Source organism: Sterolibacterium denitrificans (genome assembly GCF_900174485.1).
In the GTDB taxonomy this organism is placed as follows: Bacteria; Pseudomonadota; Gammaproteobacteria; order Burkholderiales; family Rhodocyclaceae; genus Sterolibacterium; species Sterolibacterium denitrificans.
Genome location: NZ_LT837803.1, coordinates 2,573,425 through 2,587,891 on the forward strand (window position 1 = coordinate 2,573,425; position 14,467 = coordinate 2,587,891).

General features: G+C 63.0%; 11 protein-coding genes. 8 read left to right on the plus strand and 3 right to left on the minus strand.

Annotation, left to right across the window (positions count from 1 at the left end; all coding sequences use genetic code 11):
• Window positions 1-321: 321 nt before the first annotated feature.
• Window positions 322-1,008: a PaaI family thioesterase gene (locus tag SDENCHOL_RS11550; protein WP_067169830.1), complete on the plus strand. Its 687-nt coding sequence runs from the start codon at window positions 322-324 to the stop codon at window positions 1,006-1,008.
• A 134-nt stretch (window positions 1,009-1,142) separates the two neighbouring features.
• Window positions 1,143-1,385 (plus strand): hypothetical protein, encoded by a 243-nt coding sequence (locus SDENCHOL_RS11555; RefSeq protein ID WP_067169833.1) that lies wholly within the window; start codon window positions 1,143-1,145, stop codon window positions 1,383-1,385.
• 118 nt (window positions 1,386-1,503) lie between these two features.
• Here the strand turns inward: SDENCHOL_RS11555 and SDENCHOL_RS11560 are convergent, their stop codons facing one another.
• Window positions 1,504-5,610, minus strand: a complete 4,107-nt coding sequence (locus SDENCHOL_RS11560) for a PAS domain S-box protein (protein ID WP_083522829.1) — start codon at window positions 5,608-5,610, stop codon at window positions 1,504-1,506.
• 129 nt (window positions 5,611-5,739) lie between these two features.
• Here SDENCHOL_RS11560 and mfd point away from each other — a divergent pair, with 129 nt between their 5' ends.
• From mfd to SDENCHOL_RS11590, 6 genes are all read left to right on the plus strand, one after another.
• A complete protein-coding gene (mfd, locus tag SDENCHOL_RS11565; RefSeq protein WP_154717231.1) occupies window positions 5,740-9,267 on the plus strand; it encodes a transcription-repair coupling factor in 3,528 nt (1,175 codons plus the stop codon).
• A 92-nt stretch (window positions 9,268-9,359) separates the two neighbouring features.
• The gene (locus SDENCHOL_RS11570; RefSeq protein WP_067169839.1) at window positions 9,360-10,433 is read left to right on the plus strand and encodes a 3-deoxy-7-phosphoheptulonate synthase; all 1,074 of its coding nucleotides are present in this window, start codon (window positions 9,360-9,362) and stop codon (window positions 10,431-10,433) included.
• A 76-nt stretch (window positions 10,434-10,509) separates the two neighbouring features.
• Complete coding sequence (locus SDENCHOL_RS11575; RefSeq protein WP_154717232.1) at window positions 10,510-11,730, plus strand: DUF1015 domain-containing protein; 1,221 nt, start codon at window positions 10,510-10,512, stop codon at window positions 11,728-11,730.
• Between the two features lie 228 nt (window positions 11,731-11,958).
• Window positions 11,959-12,165: a cold-shock protein gene (locus SDENCHOL_RS11580; protein WP_067169843.1), complete on the plus strand. Its 207-nt coding sequence runs from the start codon at window positions 11,959-11,961 to the stop codon at window positions 12,163-12,165.
• A 100-nt stretch (window positions 12,166-12,265) separates the two neighbouring features.
• Complete coding sequence (infA, locus tag SDENCHOL_RS11585; RefSeq protein WP_067169846.1) at window positions 12,266-12,523, plus strand: translation initiation factor IF-1; 258 nt, start codon at window positions 12,266-12,268, stop codon at window positions 12,521-12,523.
• Between the two features lie 12 nt (window positions 12,524-12,535).
• Window positions 12,536-12,778, plus strand: a complete 243-nt coding sequence (locus tag SDENCHOL_RS11590) for a FaeA/PapI family transcriptional regulator (protein ID WP_067169849.1) — start codon at window positions 12,536-12,538, stop codon at window positions 12,776-12,778.
• A gap of 108 nt (window positions 12,779-12,886) precedes the next feature.
• On the opposite strand, the gene SDENCHOL_RS11595 is transcribed toward SDENCHOL_RS11590, so the two are convergent.
• Both SDENCHOL_RS11595 and SDENCHOL_RS11600 read right to left on the minus strand, forming a co-directional pair.
• Window positions 12,887-13,549 (minus strand): zinc-ribbon domain-containing protein, encoded by a 663-nt coding sequence (locus SDENCHOL_RS11595; RefSeq protein ID WP_153011271.1) that lies wholly within the window; start codon window positions 13,547-13,549, stop codon window positions 12,887-12,889.
• A gap of 127 nt (window positions 13,550-13,676) precedes the next feature.
• Window positions 13,677-14,456 carry a TatD family hydrolase gene (locus SDENCHOL_RS11600; RefSeq protein WP_067169852.1) on the minus strand — a complete coding sequence of 260 codons (780 nt, stop codon included), beginning with the start codon at window positions 14,454-14,456 and terminating at the stop codon, window positions 13,677-13,679.
• Between the last annotated feature and the right edge of the window lie 11 nt (window positions 14,457-14,467).

The following is a 14,467-nucleotide window of genomic DNA, read 5'->3' on the forward strand; positions in this document are numbered from 1 at the left end:
AGTCGGCGATATTACGCCATTTTCTCCCGACAAGAGAATGCTTCCCCTGCAATATTTGTCGCATCTTTGCATATTTGCATCTTTGCAATCTTTGTAACTTTCGACATACCCGCTCCTGCCTTCCTGCATCGTTCCAAAGCGCGCAAGATGGAAGCCACGCCTGAAAGGCATGCGAGAATGCCCGGCGGGTCGTGCAACAGGCCCACCGCGCAGCAGACCCATAGACATATGCCCATATGCCGACCGGACACGACGACGAGGATGGCGCAGCAATTCCCGGCCAGTCAGGGCGCAAGAATCGGCAATGCCAGAGCAACCGTCATGATCGATACCAGACCACACTTCCTGAATCCCTTTCTCTCCCCCGACATCAAACCGCCGCTCGACGACGAATGGGCCGCCAAGCGCGAGCTGGCCGAACTCATCCGGAAACTCACGGCCACGCTCGTCACGACGACCAGCGATGCAGCCACGCTGCGAGCCGCCGCTGCCAGCCTCCGCGAGCAGCTCGCCGCGCTCGATCGGGCGCCGCAACTGGCCGGGCGCAAGGCGTTCGAGCAGGCGGATGGCGGCCGTTACGGAGACTGGCGCAGCCTCAGCTATGAACTCAGCCCGCTCGATGGCAAATCCAACCCGCTCGCCGCTCCGCTGATCACCTGGGTCGACGGCGACAGCGGACATGGTCGCGCCACCCTGGGCTGGGCCTATGAAGGTCCGCCGGGATCGGTGCATGGCGGCCATGTCTGCGCCCTGTTCGATCATTTCCTCGGCATCGCCCAGATCATGACCGGCCAGCCCGGCGTCACCGGCTCACTCAATGTGCGCTTCCATCTGCCCACCCCGCTCAACACCGAACTCGAATTGCTGGGCCACGTCAAAGAAGTGCGCGGCCGCAACAACATCCTCACTGGCGAAATCCGCGCCAATGGCGTATTGACGGCCAGTTGCGAAGGCGTCTTCGTGCACATCAGCAGCGAACGCTTCTTGCAACTGCGCGAGAGTGTTTGAAATATGCCCGGCGCACCCCATGCCGGCCTCGCCTCAACAATCCCTGCTGCCCCTTATAATCGACCCGCTTCATCCACCCGCCGGATCGCCCGGCCAGCTCGCCTGCCACTCACTCACCAACAACAGGAATCGCCATGAACAAACTGCTCGCCCTGCTCGTCACCGCCTGTCTGTGCACCAGCGCCTACGCCGCCCGTGACGCCGAACAGGGTCATCCCACCGGCCCCACGTATCCGGGTTACGCCACCGCCAAACCACCCGCCGTAGGTGAAGCCGTGACCCCGGCCAATGATGCAGCCGCCCTCAACGACTTCATCGACAGCCGCATGGCCGAGAGCCAGGCCGCCAAGGCCAAGGCTGCCGGCGACAAAAAATAAATCCGTATGGAGTGATGCAGGCGCCGGATTCTGCCGGCACCTGCTGATCCTGTCCGCGCCGGACGCTCGATACCGTCCGGCTTTTTCATGCCCGATTCCCGCCGTACCGACGGGATCCTCAGCGGGCATAGCCCAGCGCCATGGTGTGCAGGAGGCTGATCAATTTCTCGTTCAGCTCATGCAGGCGATCGACCATCATGCGGGCCTTTTCCTCTTTGCCATCGGCATGCGCAGCGACTGCGTCCTGCGCCAGCCTTTGTATCTGCTCATACAGCGCTTCGATGGCCTCGAACTCCGCAAATTTTCCGCGATACTTTGCCCCACGCTCCTGCAGCCAGACGGCCAGCGGCCCGGGCTGATGCAGCAGGGCGCCGTCGTCCTGAACGATCCCTTCGATCTGGTGGCCGATGCTGCGTAACCAACGGCGATGCCGGACCTCGGCCAGAACCAGGGAAGTGTCCGGATTGGGATAGGGAATCTCCGACCAGGCGAGCCAGCGATCATCCGGCTGCCAGCTTGCCGCCCAGTGCGGCAAGTCATCCGCCGGCATGGGGCGGGCGATGCCATAACCCTGCGCCAGATGGCAGCCGAGTTGCAGCAGCAGCTCGCCATGGGCAACGGTCTCGACGCCTTCGGCGATGATTTCCCGACGAAACACCCGGGCCAGGCCGATCACGCCTTCGGCAATCGCCAGATCGTCCGGATCCTCGAGCATGTCGCGAATGAAGCTCTGATCGATTTTCAGGACGGCTTCCGGCAGGCGCTTCAGATAGCTGAGCGAGGAATAGCCGGTACCAAAATCGTCGATGGAAAAGCGGATGCCCAGCGCCTGGCAGGACTTCATGAAGCGGATGACCTGAGGCAGATCATCGATGGCGCCGGTTTCCAGTATCTCGAGTTCCAGCAAGGTATGATCGACCAATGGATGCCTGGCCAGCAGTTCGCCAAGACGATCGCTGAAATTTCCCTGCTGCAACTGATGCGCGGAAATATTGACGCTGACCGGAACCGCCAGCCCCGCCTCCTGCCATTGACCGATTTGTATCAGCGCCCGGTCGATGACCCATTCGCCCAGCTCCAGGCTGACCTCCTGGTTTTCGATGATGGGCAGGAACTCGATCGGCGGAATCAGGCCGCGCTCCGGATGCAGCCAGCGAATCAGCGCCTCGACACCGATGAGCGCCCCGGTCTTCATATTGACCTTGGGCTGGTAGTAGAGGACGAACTCCCCTTGCCTCAGTCCGTGCCGGATATTGCTGATCGTCTCGTGCTGCGCCTGGATGGCGGAATCGTGGCGGACATCGAACAGGTGGATGCGATTCTTGCCGGATTGCTTGGCCTGATACATGGCCTGATCGGCATGGCGCACCAGTTGGTCGGCATCGCCGCCATCGCCCGGGAAAAGGGTTACGCCGATGCTGGCCGAAACGCTCAGCAAGAGCCGCCCCACCGGCACGGGCTGCGAGCTGGCATTCAGCAAGCGGTTCAGCACCGGCATGCAATCCTGCGGCTCATCCAGATCGGTCAGGATGGCAACGAACTCATCGCCACCGATGCGGGCCAGCGTATCGCCTTCGCGCAGCGTCTCCTGCATGCGCTGCGCAAGCATCACCAGAAGTTCGTCACCGACCTGGTGGCTGTGGGCGTCGTTGACTTCCTTGAAGCCATCCAAATCGAGATAGGCCACCGCCAGTGACTGACCGCGCCGCAGGGTTTGCGCCATCGCCTGCTGCAGCCGCCGCCCCAGCAGAACGCGATTGGGCAGGTCGGTGAGCATGTCGAAATGCGCCAGATGCTCGAGCTGGTACTGATGCTCCTTGATGATCGAAATATCCGCGCAGGTTCCCACCAGACGTAGGGGACGCCCCCCGGCGTCACGATCGGTGACCATGCTACGCATCAGCACCCACTTCCAGCTGCCATCCTTGCAGAGCACCCGCACTTCATTCGAGGTCGTCGAGATCCGGCTGCTCAGCATGGCTTCCAATGTGTTGGCGACATCGTGCTGATCTTCCGGATGTACCCGGCTCATCCAGTCATGGAGATTGTCCACGACTTCGTCGGGCCCATAACCCAGCATCTGCTGCCAGCGAGGCGAGAAAGTGCTGTGCCATCCGGGAATATCCAGCTCCCAGACCGCATCACCGGCCCCTTCCAGGGCAAATTTCCACAAGGCTTCGCTACGCCTGAGCGCATCCTCCGTATTTCGGCGCTCGGTGATGTCGAAAGCCACGACCTGCACGGCCACGGCCTGGCCATGCGAATCGAACATGGGGCTCAGATGCGCCCTGAACCAATGCAGGCCGTCCGGCAAGGGGAAAGGATCCTCGGTCGTCATCGATTCACCGCTCGCCATGATGCTGCGGTAGCGTTCGATGAACTGCTCGGCATGCTCGGGATCCAGCTCATGCAGCGACTTGCCGATCAACTCTTCCGGCTCGACGCCGAACATCCGGGCGTTGGCCTGGTTCATCATCTTGATGATGCCATCGCCATCGAAGATGGTGACGAAGGTGGTGGCATTCTCGATGAGCTGCCGGTACTTGAGCTCGCTTTCACGCAGGGCGCTTTCGGCCCGCTTGCGTTCGGTAATGTCGAAGGCCACCAGTTGAATGCCATACACCTGGCCATGAGCGTCGATCGCCGGACTCAGCCGCGAAGCAAACCAATGCTCGCCCTCGGGCAGGTCGAAGGCATCTTCGTAGGCCCTGTCGTCATTCGTTGCCAGAATCTCGGCGAAGCGCTGCCGGTATATTTCAGCCCGTTCGGCGGGCATCAGGGTATACAGGGATTTCCCGACGAAATCTTCGACCGTGCCACCCAGTACGCGGGCGTTGTTCTCATTGATCATCAGGATGATGCCGGCGGGATCGATGATCAGCGTGTTGGCGAGATTGCGTTCGAACAGCAGGCGATAGCGGGCTTCGCTATCCTCGATGGCCTGCCTGATTCTTACGCGCTCGCTGATGTCCTGACCCAATCCGATGAGGCAAGGCTGGCCCTCCAGCATGGTGCGCCGCCCGGTGAAATGATAGGGAATCACCTGGCCCGATTTGATGAGCAGGCCCGCATCCACTTGCGCTTCGCCGTGAGTGAATACGTCGGCCATGCGTGCGGCGACCAGGGCGCGATCTTCCTCGGCGATCAGCTCCAGCACGGAAATGCCGACAAGCTCCTGGTTCGTGTAGCCGACGATGTCCGCATAGGCTGGATTCCAGCGCAGCAGACGGCCTTGCATATCGATCAGATAGAAAATTCCCGGCAGACTGCGCAGCACATCTTCCGAATACTGCAGGGCGTAGGCGATTTCAGCCGATTTCTGTCTGCGCTCGAACAACAGAATGGACAGCGCGGCGCCGATGCAGCATGACAGGATGACGAGAAACCAGTATTGCATCAGCCCGGTCTTTTCCAGATCGGCGGCATAAAAACCCTGACCGGAAAAAGCGCCGATCAATCCCTGCACGGCAAAAACCGTCACGATCAGCATGACCGCGCGGCGACCGCAACTAGCCGCCGCCCAGGTGGCGAACAGGAACATCCAGTTATCCGAAACGACGAGCATCAGCGGCTCAAACCGCCAACCCACCAGAATGACCTGGCCAAAAACCACCGCCAGCAGCAGGCACAGGGCGCATTCGATCTTCCAGCGAAGAGACAGAGGGCTCTCGAGAGGATTCCTGAACGTCAGAATGAGCGGCGTGACCAGTACCAGGCCCAAAACGACACCCTGCCACCAATGGGCAAAATTCAGCCCGAAAACGGCGCCATTCAAGCTGCCGCTGAGATACAGCACCGTTGAACCCAGCAGGGCGGAAAGCAGCGCGGAAATTGCGGCGGTCCAGACCAATGCAAAGAAATCGCGCAATGCGCCCAAACCGATGTCGATTTTCCAGACATGACGCAAGGCAGCATGGCAGAACAGGACATTGAAGGCCGATATCGCCGCCAGTCCCAGCGCCTCGAAGACCGGGAAACCGCTGATCAGCATCGTGGCCAGCGAACCCAGGAAGACGCCCGGCCACAGCCAGCCGCCCATCAGCAGCATTGCCGCCAGAACGATGCCATCGGGAACCCAGATGATGGGCAGTATGCCTGCGGAGTGGAACAGGCGGAAACTGCCCACGCCAACCGCAGCATAGATCGCCGCCAGCAAGGCAATGGCAATCAGGCGCCGGCCAGCAGAGGCGACAGGGTAAGGAACCGCAGTAGGCGCAGCCGACATTTTGGCAAGGAAGGATCGCAAGCAAGTATTGGTGCCGATTATGACGAACCTGCGGACAACTTGTAATCATCATTTGGGGAAAGCTGCCAAATCCTACCGATATAATCCTTCCTCGATTTTGCCGCCGCCATGTCCCGTTCCGCTCCCGCCTCCACACCCGCACCGACCGCTGCCTGGCTGCCAGGCTTGCCCGGAGCCGGCCAACGCCTGGACTTGCCCCGGCTGGCCGGCTCGGCCGATGCGCTGTGCATCGCGCAGTTGGCGAGTCTCGCGCCGGAGCGGCCGCTGGTGGTCATCGCCGCCAGCCCGCTCGATGCCCAGCGGCTGCATGAAGAAGTGCAGTGGTTCTCGCCGCGACTGCGCGTGCATCTGCTGCCCGACTGGGAGACGCTGCCCTACGACAGCTTCTCGCCGCACCAGGATCTGACCTCCGAGCGCCTGGCCACGCTCTACGCCATCTCGCAGGGCGCCTGCGACGTACTGCTGACGGCGGCGAGCACCGCCATCACGCGCCTGCCCCCGTCGTCCTTCCTCGCCGCCCACACCTTCTTCCTCAAGAAGGGCGAACGTCTCGACGTCGACAAGCTGCGCGCCCAGCTCGCGCTGGCTGGCTATCAGCACGTGACGCAGGTCGTCGCGCCGGGCGAGTACAGCGTACGCGGCGGCCTGATCGACCTGTACCCGATGGGTGCGGCGCTGCCCTTCCGCATCGACCTGTTCGACGAGGAAGTCGAAACCATCCGCACCTTCGACGCCGACACCCAGCGCACGCTCTACCCGGTGCCGGAGATCCGCATGCTGCCGGCGCGCGAGTTCCCCATCGACGATGCGCCCGGCGGCGGACGCCAGCGTTTCCGCCAGCGCTTCCGCGAGGTCTTCGAAGGCGATGCCTCGCGCGCGGCGATCTACAAGGACGTCTCGAACGGCGTCGCGCCCGGTGGCATCGAGTACTACCTGCCGCTGTTCTTCGACGAAGGCGCGCTGGCGACGCTGTTCGACTATCTGCCGGCAGACAGCCTGCTGTTCCAGCACCACGACGTGCCCGGCGCCGTCAATGAATTCTGGCGCGACACGCGCGAGCGCCACCGCATGATGAGTGGCGAAAAGACACGCCCGATCCTGCCGCCGCAGGAAATCTTCCTCACCGACGAGCAATTCTTCGCCCGCGCCGGAGAGTTTGCCCGCCTCGTGCTGCCGACGGCCTTCGGCACTGGCGCGATGATCGACGGCACCGCGCTGGCGGAAGCCCCCGTGCCGCCACCGCCGCGCGTCGCCGTCGATCGCCGCGCCGAAGATCCGCTGTCCCTGCTGCGCGCCCATCTGGCGAGCTTCCCGGGACGCACGCTGCTGCTCGCCGAATCACCCGGCCGGCGCGAAACGATAGCCGAATACCTCGCCGAATACGGCCTGAGGCCGGCGCCCAGCGCCGACTTCGCGGGCTTCCTCGGCAGCGATGAAAAATTCATGCTCGGCGTCGCGCCGCTGTCCGGCGGCTTCGTTCTCAAGGAACCCGACCTCGTCCTGATTACCGAAAACGAGCTCTACGCCGCCACCGCGCGACCGCGCACGACGGGCAAGCGCGGCGCGCGGCGCAGCAACCTCGAAGGCTGGCTGCGCGATCTCTCCGAACTGAAGATCAACGATCCAGTGGTGCACGAGCAGCACGGCATCGGCCGCTACCTGGGCCTCGCGCTGCTCGACATGGGCATGACCGGCAAGCTGAAGGAACAGAGCGAATTCCTGCATCTCGAATACGCCGGCGGCGACACGCTCTACGTGCCGGTGGCGCAACTGCATCTGATCAGCCGCTACAGCGGCGCCGATCCGGAAGCCGTGCAATTGCACAAGCTCGGCAGCGGCCAGTGGGAAAAGGCGAAAAAGAAGGCCGCCGAGCAGGTGCGCGACACCGCCGCCGAGTTGCTGCATCTCTACGCCCAGCGCGCCTCGCGCCAGGGTCACAAGTTCGACTTCAAGCAGCACGACCTGGAATCCTTCGCCGACGGCTTCGGTTTCGAGGAAACGCCCGACCAGCAGGCCGCCATCGACGCCGTGGTCGCCGACATGCGCTCGGGCAAGCCGATGGACCGCCTGGTCTGCGGCGACGTCGGCTTCGGCAAGACCGAGGTCGCACTGCGCGCTGCCTTCATCGCCGTCGCCGGCGGCAAGCAGGTCGCCGTGCTGTGCCCGACCACGCTGCTCGCCGAGCAGCATTACCACACCTTCGCCGACCGCTTCGCCGATTGGCCGGTGAAGGTCGCCGAACTGTCGCGCTTCCGCAGCGAGAAGGAACAGGCGCAGGCCATCGCCGATCTCGCCGCCGGCAAGATCGACATCCTGATCGGCACCCACCGCCTGCTCTCCAGGGACGTGCAATTCACGCGCCTGGGCCTGGTGATCCTTGACGAGGAGCACCGCTTCGGCGTGCGCCAGAAGGAAGCGCTGAAGGCGCTGCGCGCCGAGGTCGACGTACTGACCCTGACCGCCACGCCGATCCCGCGCACGCTGGGCCTGTCGCTGGAAGGCCTGCGCGACTTCTCGGTGATCGCCACCGCGCCGCAGCGCCGCCTGGCGATCAAGACCTTCGTCTCGCGCTGGTCCAACGGCCTGGTGCGCGAGGCGGTGCTGCGCGAATTCAAGCGCGGTGGCCAGGTGTACTTCCTGCACAACGAGGTCGAAACCATCGCCAACATGCAGGAGCGCCTGGAAAAGCTGCTGCCCGAGGCACGCATCGTCGTCGGCCACGGCCAGTTGCCGGAGCGCGAGCTGGAGCGCGTGATGCGCGAATTCACGCAGCAGAAGCACAACCTGCTGCTGTGCTCGACCATCATCGAGACCGGCATCGACAATCCGCATGCCAACACCATCATCATCAACCGCGCCGACAAGTTCGGCCTCGCGCAATTGCACCAGCTGCGCGGCCGCGTCGGCCGCTCGCACCACCAGGCCTACGCCTACCTGCTGACGCACGAGGACGCCAAGCCGACCAAGCAGGCCGAGAAGCGCCTCGAAGCCATCCAGATGATGGAGGAGCTCGGCTCCGGCTTCTTCCTCGCCATGCACGACCTGGAAATCCGCGGCGCCGGCGAAGTGCTCGGCGAGAACCAGAGCGGCGAGATCCACGAGGTCGGCTTCGCGCTGTACACGACCATGCTGAATGCCGCCGTCAAGGCGCTGAAGGAAGGCAAGAAGGGTGACGAACTGGACCTTACCCAGCCGCTCGGCGTGGTGTCGACCATCGACCTGCACACGCCGGCCTTGCTGCCCGACGCCTACGCGCCCGACGTGCATGAGCGCCTGACGCTCTACAAGCGCCTGGCCAACGCCGAGAGCCTCGACGACGTGCAGGCGCTGCAGGAAGAACTCATCGACCGCTTCGGCGAGCTGCCGCCGCAGGCCCAGGCACTGCTGGAGACCCATCGCCTGCGCATCGCGGCGCGGCCGCTCGGCATCCTCAAGGTCGATGCCAGCCCGCACGCGATACAATTACAGTTTTCCGCCAACGCGCCCATCGACCCGGTGCGCCTCATCGAGCTGATCCAGAAGGATCGCCACCTGAAGTTCGCCGGGCCCGAGAAGCTCAACTGGAAACGCGAAACGCCGACGCTCCGCGAACGCGCCCAGGCGGTCCGAGAACTATTGAAGAAACTGCAAGGCTGACGACATGCACGAACCGTCCCGTATTCCGTCATTCCCGCGCAGGCGGGAATGACGAGCATCCAATTACCTGTATCTCATATCTGGCCCGCACCATGACCCACGCAAAGCTCGAAAACCTCAACGTCGAATCCCTCAGCAGCATGCCCACGCCGGAGGAAATCCACGCCCTGCTGCCGCTCACCGACAAGGCGGCCGCCACCGTGGTGCAGGGGCGCGAAACGCTGCAGCGCATCCTCGACCGCCAGGACCCGCGCCTGTTCGTCGTCGTCGGCCCCTGCTCGATCCACGACCCGGTGGCTGGCATGGACTATGCCAAGCGCCTGAAGAAACTTGCCGATGAAGTCGGCGAGACCCTGGTACTGGTGATGCGCGTGTATTTCGAAAAACCGCGCACATCGACCGGCTGGAAGGGCTACATCAACGACCCGTACATGGATGACTCCTTCCATATCGAGGAAGGCATGAAAAGGGCGCGTGAATTCCTGATCGCCGTCAACGAACTGGGCCTGCCCGCCGCCACCGAGGCGCTCGACCCGATCTCGCCGCAATACCTCGGCGACCTGATCAGTTGGACGGCCATCGGCGCGCGCACCAGCGAATCGCAGACCCATCGCGAGATGTCCTCCGGCCTGTCGACACCGGTCGGCTTCAAGAATGCCACCGACGGCGATCTCAGCGTGGCCATCAACGCGATCATCTCGGCGGCCAATCCGCACAGCTTCCTCGGCATCAACGCCCAGGGCAAGACTTCCATCGTCCGCACGCGCGGCAACCGCTACGGCCACGTCGTCCTGCGCGGCGGCGACGGCCGGCCGAACTACGATTCGGTCAGCGTCTCGCTGGGCGAACAGGCGCTGGCGAAAGCCAAGCTCGCGCAGAATCTGGTCGTCGATTGCTCGCATGCCAACAGCTACAAGAAACCGGAAATGCAGCCGCTGGTCCTCTCCGACGTCGCGCAGCAGATCGCGCACGGCAACCGTTCCATCGTCGGCCTGATGATCGAAAGCAACATCGAAGCCGGCAACCAGCCGATCCCCGCCGATCTTTCAAAACTCAAATACGGCTGCTCGGTGACCGACGCCTGCATCGACTGGAACACCACGGAAAGCGCGCTGCACAGCATGCACCAGCAACTGAAGAGCGTGCTGCCGGGCCGCAGCAAGTAGACCGCCTCAAATTCGTCATTCCCGCGCAGGCGGGAATGACGTCAATATCATCCGACCTCCCGAACGGAACCCCGCCATGCCCCTGATCAAACCCTTCGCCGGCCTGCGTCCCGCCGCCGCTCATGCCGCCGCCGTTGCCGCCCCACCGTATGACGTACTGTCCACCGAGGAGGCGCGCGCGCGCGCCGCAGGAAAACCGTGGAGCTTCCTGCACATTTCCAAACCGGAAATCGACTTGCCGGTGGGTACCGATCCCTACGCCCCCGAGGTCTATGCCAAGGCGCTTGAGAACCTGAAAACCATGCTTGCCGAGGGCGTGCTCAAGCCGGACGATCAGGCCTGCTATTACGCCTATCGCCTGAAAATGGGCGCACACGTGCAGACCGGCCTGGTCGCCGCCGCCTCGGTGGCCGACTACGACACCAACCGCATCCGCAAGCACGAGTTCACGCGCCCCGACAAGGAAGACGACCGCGTGCGCCAGATCGAGGCGCTCAACGGCCAGACCGGCCCGGTGCTGCTCGCCTACCCGTCGTCCGCCGCCGCCGATGCGCTGCTGGCGCAGGCCAGCAATGGCATGCCGGACGCCGACGTGACCGCCGACGATGGCATACAGCACACCCTCTGGGTGGTGCGCGAGGCCGCACTGATCGAGAAGATTTCCGCCGCCTTCGACAGCATGCCGGCGCTGTACATCGCCGACGGCCATCATCGCTCGGCCGCCGCTTCGCGCGTGGCCGCCGCACGCGGCGCGCGCGGCGAATCGGCCTACTTCCTTGCCGTCATTTTCCCGCATCACGAGATGCGCATCATGGATTACAACCGCGTCGTCACCGATCTCAATGGTCTGTCGGAGGACGCGCTGCTGGCGCGCATCGCCGAGAAGTTCGCGATCGCGCCGAGCGCCGGCCAGGTGCGCCCGACCCAGCCCGGCGAATTCGGCATGTATCTCAGAAACCGCTGGCTCAAGCTGAACATCAAGCCCGAGCTGATTCCGGCACAGGATCCCGTCGCGCGTCTCGACGTCAGCCTGCTCTCCGAGCATCTGCTCGGCCCCGTCCTCGGCATCGCCGACCTGCGCCGCGACAAGCGCATCGACTTCGTCGGCGGCATCCGCGGCCTGGATGAACTGGAAAAACGCGTGAATAGCGGCGAGATGGCCGTGGCCTTCGCTCTGCATCCCACGCAAATGACCGACCTGATGGCCGTTGCCGATGCCGGCGAAGTCATGCCGCCCAAGTCCACCTGGTTCGAACCCAAACTCGCCGACGGACTGGTATCGCACATGCTCGATTGACCAGGCAGGACAACCGGGCAGGGAAAATTACTTGCAATTACCGCTGCCATGGTCCATAGTGGCGCCCGCGATCTTCAAGTAGTGCAGTTGCTGTTCGGCTCCATGTCCGTACCGTATTCCACGGAAATTTACGGAAATCACGGAAATCCCCCTCATCACCCGCTGTCTTGATGCTCGCCCCTCCAAGGGGCAAATCCCCTTTCTTTTGTTTTTCAAGGATATCAAGACATGGCAACTGGTACAGTCAAGTGGTTCAACGACGCGAAGGGCTTCGGCTTCATCACCCCTGAAGGCGGTGGAGAAGATCTGTTCGCGCACTTCTCCGCAATTCAGGGACAAGGCTTCAAGACCCTCAAGGAAGGCCAGCGCGTCACTTTCGACGTGACGACCGGCCCCAAGGGCGCGCAGGCATCCAACATTCAGTCGGCCGAGTAAGGGTCTTCGCGGCAGGTGCGAAATCTCCTGCCCGCGCGGCCTGACAAGCCCGGCATCCGTCGGGCTTTTTTATTTTTGCAAATGCTCAGAAAGCTTGCCCATGGCCAAGGAAGAATTGCTGGAAATGAACGGGATCATCGAAGAGGTGCTCCCCGATTCGCGCTTTCGCGTCACCCTCGACAACGGGCATACGCTCACCGCTTACAGTGCCGGCAAAATGCGCAAGCACCACATTCGCATCCTTGCCGGAGACAGGGTTTCACTGCAGGTTTCCCCTTACGATCTCAGCAAGGGACGGATCACCTTCCGCCACATCGAAGGCCGCCCCCCGGTTGCTGCAGCGCCACGCAGGTATTGAAAGGCACGCGCCATGAACACGTCGCCCATTTTCGAACACATCAAGAAGCACGGCCAGGTACGCGATGCGGAAATTGCCGTGGCATTGGGACTGGGACTGGCGAAAGTACGCAGTTCGCTGTCCGACCTCTCCGCACGCGGCCATATCTCCTGCTGCAACGTCACGCGCTATCAGGATGGCAAACCCATCGAAGAGATTCTCTGTCGCGTCTCGGGATACATCCCGCCCGCCGCGCCGGGACGCAAGCCGACCTGAACGCGGAATTCAGTACTGCGAGGGCTGCAGCCGGCCAGACGATCAACGGCATCGGGCCAGTACCGGCGCATCGGGACGGCACTGGCCCGATGCGCCGCGATGCCGGGATCAGGCCGGCTTGTTGTTCTCGTATTGCTGGCAGAAGATCAGCGCACCCAGCGGCATGGTCAGAATGACGCCAATGAACAGCAACAGCGTGCCGATGCCGCTGATGAGCATGCCGACGAGATAGGTGAGCAGCCAATCGACCGGATTCGCCTGGATCGCGGAAATCCCCCATTTGAACGCATCGACGAAATTGCGGTTGCGGTCGATGATCAGATAGAAACCGGGGAATGCCGCAAAGCCCAGAGCCGCCGAAGCCAGTACGCCAAGCAGCGGTACCACGCTGAGAATGGCCGAGGCGATAACGACCAGCACCACATACACCAGCAGATTGCCGAAGCAGTCCCAGGCCTTGAACAAATCACCGACCTCGGCCCTGCCTTCGCCGCGCACCACCTTGAGAATGGCGCGCAGATAACCGGCAAGGAAACCGATATTGGCAATCGGTATCCAGATCAGCAGCATCAGCACCAGCGTCAACACGGCCAGATCGCCAAGATTCATTTTCCAGATGATCAGTGACGCATTGAACTGATCGCCAAAGCCGCTTCTGTAACCCGCAGCAACTGCGGGCGCATCCGCCACCGCCGCGCCGAGCGCGGAACCGCAATGACTGCAGCGTTTGGCGTCAGCCGGATTTTCTGCCTGGCATGATGGACATTGCATGATTTGCCCCTCCCTTGGTCGCACGCGTTGCACTCCCCACTCTCGATGGATGCCGGAGCACCTTTTCCAGTATCGGCAGGGCAAGTCCCCAGGTCAATTGCAAGCTGCGGGGTAAAACGGCGCCAATTCATCGATCCCGAACGATGCAGGCGGCATTCGCCGTCGTTGCCTGCGCCACTTCCAGCAGCGTCATGCCGCGCAACTCGGCCAGCACGGCGGCGATGCGCGGCAGTTCCTCAGGAACATTACGTGTGTCACCTGCCTTGCTCTTGCCGGCCAGCCAGGCAGGCGCCATGTCGGGCGCATCGGTTTCCAGCACGATGGCATCCAGCGGCAAGGTCGCCGCCAACTCACGGATGCGCCGGGCGCGGGTAAAGGTCATGGCGCCGCCAAAACCGAGCTTGAAACCCAGCTTGATGAATTCATCGGCCTGCTGGCGGCTACCGTTGAAGGCGTGGGCAATGCCGCCGCGCACCGGATGGCGACGCAACTGCCTGAGCACGGCGTCGACCGCATGACGCACGTGCAGCAGCACGGGCAGATCGAACTCGCGGGCTATCTTCAGTTGCTCGACGAACCAGTCTTCCTGCCGCCGTTCATCGCGCTGCTCGACGAAAAAATCGAGGCCGATCTCACCGATGGCGACGGCGGGATTGTCGCGCAGCGTGGCGCGCAAGGCCGCAAGATCGTCATCATGCGCCCGGCCGACATACAGCGGATGGATGCCATAGGCCGCGCGGCAGAGCGGATAGCCGCGGCAAACCGAAGTCACCGCCGCAAAGTTGGCCCGCTCGATGGCGGGCACCACGATTGCCGCGAGTCCCGCCCGCTGCGCAGCCGCAACGACCGCGTCGCGATCCGCATCGAACTCGGCGGCATCGAGGTGGCAGTGGGTGTCGATGAACATGTTCGCCGTTC

Excerpts from the sequence above, each read along its gene's own strand:
- SDENCHOL_RS11550 (WP_067169830.1), top strand. The coding sequence starts at position 322 with ATGATCGATACCAGACCACACTTCCTGAATCCCTTTCTCTCCCCCGAC.
- SDENCHOL_RS11555 (WP_067169833.1), top strand. The coding sequence starts at position 1,143 with ATGAACAAACTGCTCGCCCTGCTCGTCACCGCCTGTCTGTGCACCAGC.
- SDENCHOL_RS11560 (WP_083522829.1), bottom strand. The coding sequence starts at position 5,610 with ATGTCGGCTGCGCCTACTGCGGTTCCTTACCCTGTCGCCTCTGCTGGC.
- mfd (WP_154717231.1), top strand. The coding sequence starts at position 5,740 with ATGTCCCGTTCCGCTCCCGCCTCCACACCCGCACCGACCGCTGCCTGG.
- SDENCHOL_RS11570 (WP_067169839.1), top strand. The coding sequence starts at position 9,360 with ATGACCCACGCAAAGCTCGAAAACCTCAACGTCGAATCCCTCAGCAGC.
- SDENCHOL_RS11575 (WP_154717232.1), top strand. The coding sequence starts at position 10,510 with ATGCCCCTGATCAAACCCTTCGCCGGCCTGCGTCCCGCCGCCGCTCAT.
- SDENCHOL_RS11580 (WP_067169843.1), top strand. The coding sequence starts at position 11,959 with ATGGCAACTGGTACAGTCAAGTGGTTCAACGACGCGAAGGGCTTCGGC.
- infA (WP_067169846.1), top strand. The coding sequence starts at position 12,266 with ATGGCCAAGGAAGAATTGCTGGAAATGAACGGGATCATCGAAGAGGTG.
- SDENCHOL_RS11590 (WP_067169849.1), top strand. The coding sequence starts at position 12,536 with ATGAACACGTCGCCCATTTTCGAACACATCAAGAAGCACGGCCAGGTA.
- SDENCHOL_RS11595 (WP_153011271.1), bottom strand. The coding sequence starts at position 13,549 with ATGCAATGTCCATCATGCCAGGCAGAAAATCCGGCTGACGCCAAACGC.
- SDENCHOL_RS11600 (WP_067169852.1), bottom strand. The coding sequence starts at position 14,456 with ATGTTCATCGACACCCACTGCCACCTCGATGCCGCCGAGTTCGATGCG.